Annotated in this window: 12 protein-coding genes and 1 pseudogene; 9 read left to right on the top strand and 4 right to left on the bottom strand. The window is 44.7% G+C overall.

Features of this window, described 5'->3' with window-relative positions:
- Nucleotides 1–9: 9 nt before the first annotated feature.
- The 4 genes from NST83_RS16900 (at nucleotide 10) to NST83_RS16885 (ending at nucleotide 3,411) form a co-directional block, all read left to right on the top strand.
- Nucleotides 10–882: a carbohydrate ABC transporter permease gene (locus tag NST83_RS16900; RefSeq protein ID WP_342415006.1), complete on the top strand. Its 873-nt coding sequence runs from the start codon at nucleotides 10–12 to the stop codon at nucleotides 880–882.
- A gap of 375 nt (nucleotides 883–1,257) precedes the next feature.
- Nucleotides 1,258–1,875: a hypothetical protein gene (locus NST83_RS16895; protein WP_342415005.1), complete on the top strand. Its 618-nt coding sequence runs from the start codon at nucleotides 1,258–1,260 to the stop codon at nucleotides 1,873–1,875.
- A gap of 240 nt (nucleotides 1,876–2,115) precedes the next feature.
- Nucleotides 2,116–2,691 (top strand): GNAT family N-acetyltransferase, encoded by a 576-nt coding sequence (locus NST83_RS16890; protein ID WP_342415004.1) that lies wholly within the window; start codon nucleotides 2,116–2,118, stop codon nucleotides 2,689–2,691.
- Nucleotides 2,692–3,123: 432 nt separating this feature from the next.
- The gene (locus tag NST83_RS16885; protein ID WP_342415003.1) at nucleotides 3,124–3,411 is read left to right on the top strand and encodes a type II toxin-antitoxin system death-on-curing family toxin; all 288 of its coding nucleotides are present in this window, start codon (nucleotides 3,124–3,126) and stop codon (nucleotides 3,409–3,411) included.
- A gap of 510 nt (nucleotides 3,412–3,921) precedes the next feature.
- On the opposite strand, the gene NST83_RS16880 is transcribed toward NST83_RS16885, so the two are convergent.
- The gene (locus NST83_RS16880) at nucleotides 3,922–4,695 is read right to left on the bottom strand and encodes an SDR family oxidoreductase (protein ID WP_342415002.1); all 774 of its coding nucleotides are present in this window, start codon (nucleotides 4,693–4,695) and stop codon (nucleotides 3,922–3,924) included.
- Nucleotides 4,696–4,819: 124 nt separating this feature from the next.
- On the opposite strand from NST83_RS16880, the gene NST83_RS16875 reads away from it, so the two are divergent.
- From NST83_RS16875 to NST83_RS16865, 3 genes and pseudogenes are all read left to right on the top strand, one after another.
- Complete coding sequence (locus NST83_RS16875; RefSeq protein WP_342415001.1) at nucleotides 4,820–5,653, top strand: helix-turn-helix transcriptional regulator; 834 nt, start codon at nucleotides 4,820–4,822, stop codon at nucleotides 5,651–5,653.
- A gap of 216 nt (nucleotides 5,654–5,869) precedes the next feature.
- Nucleotides 5,870–6,910, top strand: coding sequence for an FAD-dependent oxidoreductase (locus NST83_RS16870; RefSeq protein WP_342415000.1), 1,041 nt, complete (start codon nucleotides 5,870–5,872; stop codon nucleotides 6,908–6,910).
- 402 nt (nucleotides 6,911–7,312) lie between these two features.
- Nucleotides 7,313–7,468: pseudogene (locus NST83_RS16865) on the top strand (transposase); the annotation flags it as partial.
- A gap of 760 nt (nucleotides 7,469–8,228) precedes the next feature.
- Here the strand turns inward: NST83_RS16865 and NST83_RS16860 are convergent.
- On the bottom strand, nucleotides 8,229–8,369 hold the full coding sequence (locus NST83_RS16860; protein WP_342414999.1) for a hypothetical protein: 141 nt from the start codon (nucleotides 8,367–8,369) through the stop codon (nucleotides 8,229–8,231).
- A 194-nt stretch (nucleotides 8,370–8,563) separates the two neighbouring features.
- Between NST83_RS16860 and NST83_RS16855 the strand changes: the two genes are divergently transcribed.
- Nucleotides 8,564–9,160: a hypothetical protein gene (locus tag NST83_RS16855; RefSeq protein WP_342414998.1), complete on the top strand. Its 597-nt coding sequence runs from the start codon at nucleotides 8,564–8,566 to the stop codon at nucleotides 9,158–9,160.
- A gap of 471 nt (nucleotides 9,161–9,631) precedes the next feature.
- Here NST83_RS16855 and NST83_RS16850 read toward each other — a convergent pair whose 3' ends face one another.
- Together NST83_RS16850 and NST83_RS16845 are read right to left on the bottom strand one after the other, a co-directional pair.
- Nucleotides 9,632–10,480, bottom strand: a complete 849-nt coding sequence (locus NST83_RS16850; RefSeq protein ID WP_137061774.1) for a sulfurtransferase — start codon at nucleotides 10,478–10,480, stop codon at nucleotides 9,632–9,634.
- Nucleotides 10,481–10,554: 74 nt separating this feature from the next.
- Nucleotides 10,555–11,499 carry a DMT family transporter gene (locus NST83_RS16845; protein WP_342414997.1) on the bottom strand — a complete coding sequence of 315 codons (945 nt, stop codon included), beginning with the start codon at nucleotides 11,497–11,499 and terminating at the stop codon, nucleotides 10,555–10,557.
- Between the two features lie 207 nt (nucleotides 11,500–11,706).
- On the opposite strand from NST83_RS16845, the gene NST83_RS16840 reads away from it, so the two are divergent.
- On the top strand, nucleotides 11,707–12,612 hold the full coding sequence (locus tag NST83_RS16840; protein WP_342414996.1) for a hypothetical protein: 906 nt from the start codon (nucleotides 11,707–11,709) through the stop codon (nucleotides 12,610–12,612).
- Nucleotides 12,613–12,669: the final 57 nt, after the last annotated feature.

Here is a 12,669-nt window from a genome sequence, read left to right as displayed (position 1 = left end):
GACGAGCCGATGTACCATAAAACGATTCCTTATCAAGTTTTCAGCATATTCAATAATGTGTTCCTGACCATCCTTTCACTGCTCTGCTTGCTGCCTTTATATCACTTGCTCATGGTATCTCTTAGCGCATCCGCACCTGCCAATGCTGGACTGGTTACGTTCTGGCCGATTGGTTTTACGCTTGAAGCCTATGCCAAGACGTTTGATAATGCCAATTTCCTCTCCTCCTTGTGGGTGTCTGTGGAGCGGACGGTACTTGGAACGGGACTTGCGTTAGTGGTAAATACGATTGCAGCGTATGCGCTCTCCAAGGAGGCGCGAGTCTTCCGTGCACGCAATGTTTACCTTTGGTATTTTGTCATCACCATGTTATTCAGCGGTGGTCTCATTCCGGGCTACATTCTGATTCTGAAGCTTGGACTGATGAATACATTGCTGGCATTGATTCTGCCTGGATTGGTTGCGGTATTTAACATTATTCTGCTGCTTAATTTCTTCCGTACCGTACCCAAGGATCTGGAGGAAGCCGCTTTTATTGATGGGGCAGGGCATTTGCAGACTTTTATCAAAATATATTTGCCCGTCTCCATACCCGTCGTTGCCACGGTTTCCCTATTCATGATGGTCGAACATTGGAACTCTTATTTTGATGGGATCATCTATATTCGAGATTCAGAAAAGCTTCCGCTGGCGACATTTATGCAGACGATTATCGTTCAGGCCGACATGTCCAAGCTCGACCCGGAAGTCGTCGCCAATCTGTCCCAGCGAACCATTCGGGCCTCGCAAATCTTTATCAGTGCACTGCCGATCCTGCTCGTGTATCCGTTTCTGCAACGTTATTTTGTGACCGGGATCGTGATCGGGGCGGTAAAAGAATAATAAATCTACCTATTGAAATAGAGTTGGAAAAGGGAGTTACTGAACTAGTCCGAGACTAGGCCATGTAACTTCTTTTTTTGTAACGTAGAGGTAGGGGAGAGTAAAAACTCAACGCTTAATTTAGTAGTAATTATAACGCAGCGCTATAAGCATGCCAGCACGAAAAATATCCAGCGTATTCAGAGCCTGCTGGATCACGTGGATATGGAAGCTTGAGCTCTCTGCTTAATATTCCTTTTTCATCAATTTTTTCTTCGCAAGTGGAACTGAGTGAGTTATCATATATGTAGTTCAGATACTCACTTGAAGGTGCAGTACTTACGAAGTACATAGATTAGATGTTAGTTGAAATACACGCAATGATGAAATGAGGGAATGAGATGCCAAAATATTCTCAAGTCCAAACCTAATATAAAGTGCGATCAAAGTAATATAAAAGAGCTCATGCTTGACTTTATAATCACATTAAATGATTGTGGGATTAAAGACGCTGAAATAATTTCTGTTTTTAGTGGACTAGGATGGGAGATAGATGAGGATGGCTATGTGTGTGTGAATGGAGGAGAAGAAACAAAAGAACTTATGATCGCTGGACAACTTATACACATTCGTCCTTTTGTTATGGGCTGGACTTCAAAAAGCATCAAAGAATTGCAACAACCTTGGCTTGAAGTTAGCCTTTTCCTTTGGCCAGAGGAGATCGTACAATATTATTTTGATTACGCATTAAGAGAAGAATATAGTTTAGTGATTTGGAAGTTAATTAAAATATTATCACATTTATCTAATCAATCTAGTGTGTATTTTACTAATGAAGCAACTGATGGCCGTCCTTGGGAAGCGTTAATACAGAACGACTTGGATAATATATGGATGTTTGATGCTGCAATAATAAATAAAGGAAATATGAATTATTATCAAATTATCGACGAGTCAATATTTTTCTCGAATCTCCAGGCGGATGAATTATTAATTGTTCGGAAAGAAACATGAATTAAAGAACCTTGGTGATTTTATTGCAGGGAGGCGTGTAACTCATATAACATAATATTCACGCTTTGGGCTATTCGGCTCTTGGTCCGGCAGGAGGATTTCGGAGATGTGGAAGCAGCCGTACACGTTGATCTTCCTAAGATGGGAACTATCTAAGAAGATCAATATCGTGAATACAGAAACGTTATAGGAAATCACTGCGAATCATCGTAATATCAATACAAACAAAGGAGAATTTATATGCACTCTGAAAAGAACCCGTACAGCCTGTCAATAGAATGTAAAGACATTATCCTTCGCGAATATCAATTAGAAGATTTAGATCAATTACAAGTACTTACATGGCAACCGGAGATTTATGAGTTCTTACCAGGTTGGAATGTTGAAAAAGAAGTCAGACTAGACTGGCTGAAGAATTATGAAATACCAGAAAACAATCAATTTCTTAAACTTGTCGAAGAAGGACTGGATGTTGGTGATCTTAGACTGAGGCTAGGGATCGTACTTAAAGAAACCGGAAAATTTATTGGCTGGTGTTGTTCAGGAATAAAAGACGATCTTCCAGCACCAAACAGAGAAATCATGTATGGTATTTCAAAAGACCATAGAAGTAAGGGATATACGACTCAAGCAGTTCAGGGAATAATTCAGTATTTATTTGATAACACGGAGATCAAAGAATTAAATGCAATTGTATTACTAGAGAATGGTGCATCGAATAGAGTTATTCAAAAAAGTGATTTTAAGTTTGTCGGAGAGATAGAAATAGATGATGAAATATATAACCATTATAAAATTCATAAGATAGATTTTTGAAATATGGTGAGCTAATTCGGGAAGGCACTGACATCCTATAACATAAATTCAAGCACGGCTCCTTCGGAGCCTTGGTCTGCGAGATGAATTTCGGAGAGGCATTTCAGCAGACAACCCTATGGGTTCATGAATACAGAAACGTTAGCTGAAATAACGGCAACTCCATAAAAACATTAAAGGCGAATGTTAAGTCCCATCATGCTTTGGTGTATAATGAAAACAAAGAAGTGCAGGAGGTATGTGTGATTGATTTTATCGAATTTCTAAAGAACCGAAGTAATCAGCAAATGGAGTCACTAATGGACGATATTATAAATGAAAACGCTGAAGCACTTAGGGAATTAGCCAAATGAAGAATATCAGTTTAGAACAAATTATTCAATTCCATACTAAGATTGTAAAGGCAACAGGTGGTTCGGTTGGGATCATGGAATGATTGAAAGTGCATTACGAAAAGCAGAAGCAACCTTCGATGGACAGGAGCTTTACGAAGGTACGATAAGGAAAATATCTGTAATTGGATACGCGTTAATAAAGAATCATGGATTTATTGACGGGAATAAACGTATAGGTGTAGCGACAATTTTATTTTTATTACGTTTAAATGGATTGTCAATAAAATATGAACAGAAAGAACTAATTGAATTAGGATTAAAAACGGTAGAAGGAACAATTAAAGAAGAGAATATTGAACAATGGATAGAAGAACATCGAGTATAGAAAGTGCTTGATGTTCTTTGCTTAATAGAGGATATTTGTAGGCAACTCAAAGAAGGCCGATACATCATCTAACATAATATTCACGCATCGGGCTATGCTCTTGGTTTGGCCGAGGAATTTCAGGGAAGCGAGAGCAGCTAGACACATCCGACTTTGTCGGACGTCATGAATACAGGAACGTTATATGCAATCGGGGCAAACCAATAGAACATAGAAAAAAGTCAGCTTTGGAGTTCTGTAGAAGGTTGCAATTTCAAGATACCATTCTCACTAAGCTCAAGTTGATTCCTTGTTGATTTTCAAACAAAGCAAATAAAACTGCCATGAGCTATAGTTGCTTGGGCAGTTTATTTGCTTTAGAACCTGTGTATCCGTTGAGAGTGCCTATTCCTCTCCAGTAGCCACCCGATTCTCCTCATAACTGATCCAGTCGCTCCAGTTGTGGATAACTGTTGAGGGTGGCTTACTCTACCTGCTCTCATTATCACACTTGAGCATATCAATGCTCATTTATACACTAAGTCCACCGTCTACAGGCAAAACTACCCCGGTAACGAAAGAGGAATAATCACTAAGCAACCAAGCGGCTGCGTTAGCAATCTCAACAGGTTCAGCCGGACGTCGAAGAGGTGTCTTAGCACTAATTTGTTCAATGATTTCGGGGTTAATAGAAACCCACTGCTGAATCATATCCGTCATCGTGGTTCCCGGAGCAATTGCATTGACACGGATACCCGCTGGCCCATATTCGACCGCAGCCGTTTGAGTCAGACTGTTTACCGCTCGTTTAGATGCCCCGTACGCTCCCAATCCCGGATTTCCCTTCAGACTACCAACGCTGCTGGTGTTAACAATAGAGCCTGATCCTGAAGTCTCCATCATAGCCTTAATCTGGGCTTTCATGCACAGCCAGACTCCTTTATAATTTACTGACTGAATCAGGTCGAAGTCTTCTTCTCTTTCATCCACCAGCGATGATATAGTGACTCCGACGCCTGCGTTATTAAAAGCAGCATCAAGACGACCATATCGTTCCACTGTAGCTTGAACAGCTTCTTCAACGTTGCTTACATCTGACAGATCGGCTGTGAAATATGCAGCATCTCCGCCCGACGTCACAATTTCATCCCTGACTTTGCGCAACTCAGAATCTGTTCTTGCAACGAGCATTACAGAAGCTCCTTGTTGTACAAACAGCCTTGCTGCCTCAGCTCCAATGCCTCGCCCCGCACCTGTAATCATCACTACCTTGCTTGCCAACATTTGTCCTGCAATGGTTGTCATATTCATTCTCCTTGCCTAGAATTGTTGATCTCATCAACTGCCTTAAGTATACTTTGACTATTAAATGGTCACGAGAACCTGCTTGATGGTGGGTTTGCAAGTGATAGGATAAGGGGGGCTTTACTTGAACGACAGTGAGCGCCGTTTAGCGCTAGGTAATTTCTTACGAGATTTACGTTCCTCTCTCTCCCCCCTTGATGTCGGCCTTTTGCCTGGCAATCGTCGCCGCACACGAGGCTTGCGGCGAGAAGAAGTTGCTGGGATCGTCAACATAGGACTCTCATGGTATACGCGCCTTGAGCAAGGTCGCGATATCCGTCCGTCGGTAGGTGTACTGGAAAGCTTGGCTTCGGCGCTCAAGCTGACACCCAATGAGCGAAGACATCTCTTTCTGCTTGCTGGAGAATCGCTGCCTCCTCAATCGACTATTATTGAGGAGAAAATCAGCCCATCCATTCAGGACATGCTGAATGAATTGAATCCTAATCCGGCCTATGTAATCGGGAAAAAGTGGGATTTTCTAGCTTGGAATAAAGCGGCAGATGCTGTATTTACGATTAATAGGTTATCGCCTCCGCATGATTATAATTTGATGTGGCGCCAATTTACCGATCCTGTGTGGAAAGAAGGCTCGGAGGATTGGGAAAGTGTCTCACGGAGAATGATTGCCGAGTTTAGAACGTCAAGAGCACGCTATCTGAACGATGATTCATTCGACAATTTAATCGAAGATCTGAAGAGGACAAGTGCTGATTTTACAAGGATGTGGCAGTATCATGAAGTACCAAGCTCCCTTGACGGCTACAAGAGGCTTTTGCACCCCGCTTTTGGAGTTATTGAATTTGAGCATGTTACCCTTCAATTTCCAAATGAACCAGATCAGCGAATCATGATTTATATGCCTCATCTAGCAACAAAATCCCGTTTAGAGCATTACTTGACGAGTAGACATACTTAAAATTTCAAAGCAAAATGCCGCCTGAAGTTATTACAGGCGGCATTTCTGTCAATCGATTTTTTTGTGCTCCCTATAAACCGAAACTTAAACCTCTTCCCCGGTAGCCACCGGATTCTCATCATAACTGATCCAGTCGCTCCAGCTGCCCTCATATGTTATAACGTCTGATTATCATGACGCCTATGTTACAATAGGGTGACAAAGGAGGAGTCATTATTGAATAAACAAAAAATTGTGATTATTGGCGCAGGGATTGTTGGGGCGTCCCTGGCCTATCATCTGGCCAAACGAAATCAAGATGTAACCGTTATTGAACGACACTCCGCCGCGGCGCGTGAAGTCACAGATAAATCTTTTGCCTGGATACATACGACTCATAGGGTGGCTCCCGAATACTGGCATTTGTACGATGCAGCTTTGGAAGAATATCATGCGCTTCAGCAAGAGCTGTCCGAACTGAAAATACATTGGCATGGAGCGCTGACTTGGGGCACTCCGCCCCTAAGGGAGCAACTCCACTTTCAAAAATTAAACCGGGAGCAGCTTGAGGCATTGGAGCCGAATCTGAAGGAATATCCGGATGAAGCGATGTTTGTCAGCGAAGAAGGTGCTGTAGACCCCATAGGGTTAACGGAGCTGTTGTTGAGCAAAGCGCGGGAGTACGGAGCAAAGGTTCAGTTCGGTACCAACGTTACACAGCTGCAGCAAGAAGATTCCCGCCTGGTCGGCGTCCATACGTCCAAGGGTTTTCTGGAGTCGGATGTCGTGGTATTGGCCGCAGGTACAGGCATACCTGAACTTTGCAACCCGTTAGGTTGTCACGTGCCGGTAACGTCGTCGCCTTCCATTCTGATTCGGATGAAAACTGCAAATAAACTGATACGTACATTAATCTCAAATGCGCAATTTGAAGCGCGTCAACTGACGGATTATACGCTGCTGGCTGCGGAAGATTATATCGACGAGTCGGAGGAAAACGGACCAGAGGCGGTCGGTAAGCGAGCGTTCGACACGTTGCGTCGCAGTCTGAAGGACGGGAATCAACTGGAACTGGAAAGCATAAAGGTCGGGATGAGACCCATGCCTGAAGACGGCTATCCGATCGTGGGCTTCCAAGATCACATAAAGGGACTTTATCTGGCGGTGATGCATTCTGCGATTACGCTGGCGCCGCTGATTGCGCATCTGGCTGCAAGTGAAATAGTCGATCGGGAATCAAGAAGTGAATTAGACCCTTGCCGACTCTCCCGATTTTAGGACCATTCGAGGGATGTTCTCGCTGTTTCTCGCGCGTGAGGTTGTGAATCAAGTGGAATCGCATGTACGTGAGGTACTGTAGGACAACATACAGCTCCAGCATGACGATGGTGGTCGTCCGGACCACGAGCAAAATCACAGTGTCTTTCAACTTTCAAAAGGTGGGGGCCAGAATGTAGAATACAAAGCTTCCCAAATCAACATTACCGTTTTGTAAGTACGTTCACCCCCATTCGTTGACTCCGTGTTGACCTCGATACTCCTGAGCACAACGCAAAGGAGTACATCGTTACATGAGCGATGTACTCCAAATTACATACTGTATATCTGCTTAAGCCTTCTACTCTTCCCCAGTCGCAATAGAATTCTCACTGTATGAAATCCAACTGCTCCTGCTAAAGAGTGACGGCTCAAGATGCACAGAAGGCTTTAAAAGGGTTATTTGCTGAAACTTTGCAAGAGGTGTTGGAGGCCGAGCTGGATACCCATCTGGGCTATGAGAAACATGAAGTCCAAGCCAAAACGACACGCAACAGCCGTAACGGAAAAAGCAAGAAAACGGGGTTTCAATGGTTCGTGCTTTACTAAACCCTCTCCCTCCCATACCATCAGAAATCCAGGCCGGTTAATTACATTTTTCTCAATTTTATTATCTGCCAACACGTATGTTTACATAGAGGTCCGTTTTTTAGTGTGTTTAAGCCGTAAACCCAATAGGAATGACTCGGCGTTATACTATAACTCCGTTTTTCACTTTGAATTCCACTATGTGGAATATAGGGGTTCGTGTTCCTTTCAAAAATCCTTGTTTAACGAGCGGAGCGCCTGCTCCTCCAGATAATACATAGTGAGTCCCCTGAAACTTCAATGAATCGAAAGCGTGTTTCTTTTTTAGAAAAGCTAATTCCGTTGGGGGAAACCCGTAGATCGGCTGTTTATTTTTGTCCAGGCCCAATTGCTGAATATTATTCAGGCCGATGATCGTCGTTTTGATTCTGGGAAGGCTGAAACCGAAACGAGTAGGACCAATAAACGTTCTGAATTTGGTTAGAGGACCATTGAGTCCGGTTTGATCGTGATTGCCCGGTACGATAAAAAATGGGATATCGGGCACGCCTCTATTCGGGTCCAGGATTAGTTGCAGGAGGCTCTTCACAGGAAGTTTATCGGTGTAGGTTCCTCCCGTTTTAAATTCTTTAGTAGTACCCGTAAATACGGCATCTCCGCTATGCATAATGAATAAAGGTTTTGTTTTCAGAGCACGGACTGCGGAAAGAGCTAATCCGAAAATGGTATTACTCGTCTGACCGTCTCCCGCTCAGCTGTCACCCATAAAAACAAATGTGTACTCATTCGGATTTTTCAGCTTTCGAACGTTGGCAAGCAATCGTCTCTTGGATGCTTGGAACAACGACATTACGGCTGCCTTCGTCCCCGCTTTTACGCTCATTTTCATCATTACATCCCTTTCCTATATTTGCATTTACGGTATGGAATCGGGATAAACCACGCAACGGCACCTGCCTACCGGACTAGGGAAAAAGGGCATTTTGACTTTATCGATCTTACTCGTCATAGGGGATGGCATAAGCACAAGACTTTCGTTTCAATTTGCATACATTACATTATCATACGGGTAATGGGGTGGAACAATTGGCTATAATCAAAGCCGGAGATTGTGTCGGTATCTTGTATTTTACAACGATGGGTGCACCCGCTACCGTCCATGACGGAGTGTTGGTTTCTCCCGCTCGTTTAGATTCGAGAACGTTTAACGGACAAGTGACGATACTGCACTACAACATCAACAGGAAAACGGGGCATCTTTTCCGCCAACTTATTACGGCCACGCCTATCGAAATTCGTAAGACCCCTTTCAGACAAAGCGATCAGACCGAACGCTGCACCGGGGCGCTCCCCTCGCCCAGTATTCCAGCGGGATCATGCGTAGCTGTCAAATTTAAAGTAACTCCGTCATCCGCATTCCCGGCAGGACGGGAAGTCAAAAACGGAAGATTGCTTTGTCCTATTAAGAACGGCAACAATCCGCCAAACAAAGTATGGATCTACCACTGGAAAGTAAGAAATCCGAACAGTGACGACCCAAGTCTTTTCCTTGAGCTGAAAAGCTACTCATCCGTTACTTTTGTCGAAAAAGCGAGAGTGTTCCCTCTACCGAAAGTCAAAAGACAGATAACCTGCTTTATAAACGGAAAAGTATCTGAATGCTTTTTAACCAAGCATGAATGAAAGGCTTCCTTCAATGGAGATATGTAAACAACGTATTCGTTCTGACAATGAGCCTCACGGCAAACAGGTATGCCGATGCCCATAGGGCACGGTATACCTAGCTAGGTTATCCGATACCTGCTCATAGTAAAGACACCACTTCGTTGAATACGTTGTTTACAGAGTTAAGTTATCCCGTCAACAAAGTAACAATTTCAACGGTTTTCCCTGCGTTGTGTACTATGATTAGTATTCATAGTATTGATTTTTCTAGTATAGTTAACTGACACGAGCTACGCTCTCAGTTGCTGTTTCGTCCAAAGTCCCATGTTCGCTCCTTAACCTTTCTTTGATTACCATTTTAATGGTTTGGGGAGTTTACAAAATCTATTTTACAGACTCCTTTTGAACCATAAAAAATACACCACCAAGGTATACAAACCGCTTGGTGATGTATTCAGACTTTACATACTGCTATGCATCTTTCCGCTTCTACTCTTCCCCAGTCGCAATAGAATTCTCACTGTAAGAAATCCAATCGCTCCAGCTTCCTGGATATAACCGCACCTTACTAAATCCTGCCTCATTTAAGGCCAGCACATTCGGGCAGGCGGATACGCCAGAACCGCAATACACGGTAATTTCTGCATTCCGGTCAAGGCTGGCAAAGTGCTTTTCCAGTTGTTCCACATTTTTAAATATACCTTTTTCGTCCAATACCTCTTTCCAAAAGAAATTCACTGCACCGGGGATATGCCCTGCTGCTGTATCTATAGGCTCTTCCAACCCAAGGTAGCGCGGACGCTCTCTTGAGTCGATCAATGTATAGGAGCCGACAGGAAGCGAGCCTGCGGAAACACGTCGCACTTCTTCCATACTTGCGAGCATTTGCGGCTGTACCTTCGCTACAAAGGTCGAGGGAATGCGAATCGGCTGGTCTGCCGTGACCGGGAACTTCGCTTCCTTCCAGGAGCTGTAGCCTTCTTCCAGCACATACACCTGCTTATGACCCAAGTAACGCAGCAGCCACCAGAAGCGGGAGGCCATCATGCCGCCTTGATCGTCGTAGGCAATGATGCGTGAAGCTGCATTGATTCCGGCGCGACTCAGGCGCGCGGCAAGTGTGTCAGCATCGGGCAAAGGATGGCGTCCGCCGTGCTCCCCCAGAGGAGCGGTGAGGTCTTCCTCCAGATCGAAGTGAACAGCTCCTGGAATATGATCTTCATTAAATTGAGTTCGTCCCGCTCCGGCTTGTCCGAGCAGGGAGCGGCAGTCGGCGATGATGATATCTGGCTCATATAGTCTAGCTAACAGCCAGCGTTTGGATACGATGGATTTCATAAGGGATTCCGCCTTTCCTTTTTATCATTAAGATTATTCAATTGAGTACCATGCATGAAAATGGGGTAAATAAGTTAAGAACCTGTCTTAAGGGGAAGCTCGTTGTCGGGCAATTCACTTTGGTGGACGACTTGCTTCTTGAAATCTGTTCCGTATCGGATAAAAATCCATACCCCGAACAGGATGAAGAAGCCTGCGCCAAATTGTAAAACAGAAAGTTTTTCTCCCAGCAACACCCAGGCTAGCAAGGAAGAAATAACGGGTTCGCCGAGTACTGCCATCGACACCGCTGTGGCGTTAATGTATTTGAGCAGCCAGTTAAACAGGTAATGGCCGAACAGTGTGGGCACTATGGCGAGCAACAGGAACAATCCCCATTCCCGTGGTGCATATCCGGTAAAAGGAATGGCGTTGACCATATTATACAGCGCAAGCGATGTGGCCGCGATGGCGAATACCCAAAAGTTATACACAAAGGCGCTCAAATGCTCGCGCAAATGCTTGCCCATCAGCATATGGATAGAGACGGCTACCATACCCAAGAAGGACAGTGCATCTCCGAGCAGGGCTTGTCCCGAGGCATGAAAATCTCCGGCTCCGATCGCCAGCGAGCCAACAAAAGCCAGGCCCATTCCGATGAGCATAGCGCGGTTTGTGCCTGTACGGAAAAACAAAAAAGAACCGAGCATGACAAGGATCGGCTCCAGTGTCATAATAACGGTAGAGCTTGCAACTGTGGTCAGTCGCAGCGAGCCCATCCAGAGCAAGAAGTGCAGCCCTAGTGCAATACCGGACCAGAGGATCAGCATCCATTGCTTGCGGCTCAGGCTGAATAGCTCGGTACGGTATTTCCAGACCAGAGGCAGCATGACGAGATTGGTTAGGTACAAGCGGTACATAGCGATGACGGACACCTCGGCTTCAGACCATCTTACGAAGATCGAGGAGAACGAAATAGCGATAATACCTATGATGTACAATAATTCAAAGGAAAATGACGGTTTGTGCGCTTGATTCATGTGACAGCTCCATCCAGTACGGAAGAGGAATAATACATGTACGATTCCTTCCATCGGTATCTCGAAAATTAGGTTTAATACAGCCCATTATACCGTACCTGACATCTGCGTGGAATATAAAAAGCGATGCAGGAAGAAGGATTTTAGTATGGAGCTGCGTAGAACTTTTGCCGCACAAACTCGTCTATCATAGTGGAGGTGGATTTTATGAAAAAACGCAACACATTATCAATCATACTGTTAACTGTAGTGTCAGTGCTGGCTCTGTCAGCCTGTGGAACGAAACCGCAAACCAATAATACCGCACCTCAAGGGGCAGACCAACCGCAAACGCAACAGCCACAAGTGAAACCGGAGCCGATCGCCGAGTCGGAGGCCAAAAAGGGAACAGGCGTGTACAACGGAGCCGCTGACCCGCACACGGTTGAAATTGAAACCAATGGCGAAGCCCAATCTTTCCAACTGGGTGACGGACTGGACACGGTGGTGGCCGGACTTGAGGAAGGCGATTCAGTCGCATTTGAATACAACGAAAAAGCAGTGGAAGGCGACGCGGTTGCCAAGCAACTGATTTTGACGAAAATTGAAAAAACAGAAACTTCAACAGGCAGCACGCAAAACGGCAGCTCCGGTCAAGCAGTAGGGGGTGAACGCCCGAAAACGCAAGCTTTTGAGCTTAGCCTTGAAGGAAAAAAAGAAAAGCAGACAGCTACATTGGCAAAAGGAGAGGGTTATTCACTGTATGTGTTTGACCCTATGTCCCTGTTTCCTGATCAAAACCGCGTAGCCTTGGCTGTAGATGATAACTATTACGCTGAAATTACGAAGCTGCCTTCCGATGTTAATCTGGACGAGCTTCAAAAAGAAGGCGAAAAGGATCTGGCTTCCATCGGTAAAGCGGTGAAAATAGATAAAGCCAAAGTGCCTCAAGCTCTGACCAGCAGCCGTTTGTTCCTGCAAGCGAACGGTTCGAAGGTCACACGCCAATATATTGTAGTAGAAAATAAAACTGGCGGCTTCATCGTGAAGGTAAACATTCCTCAGGGTGAGTCTGCCGAGGGCTTCGAATCCTTCATATATACATCGCTGGACAGCCTACAAGCGAACAAGTAACCCGAATCCATAATTGCGAGACCTGTACTTTTGTGCTATAAAGGATGAGAGAATAAG

It is taken from the genome of Paenibacillus sp. FSL R10-2782 (assembly GCF_038592985.1).
Classification (GTDB): domain Bacteria; phylum Bacillota; class Bacilli; order Paenibacillales; family Paenibacillaceae; genus Paenibacillus; species Paenibacillus terrae_C.
This window is presented reverse-complemented; position numbering and strand designations above follow the sequence as displayed.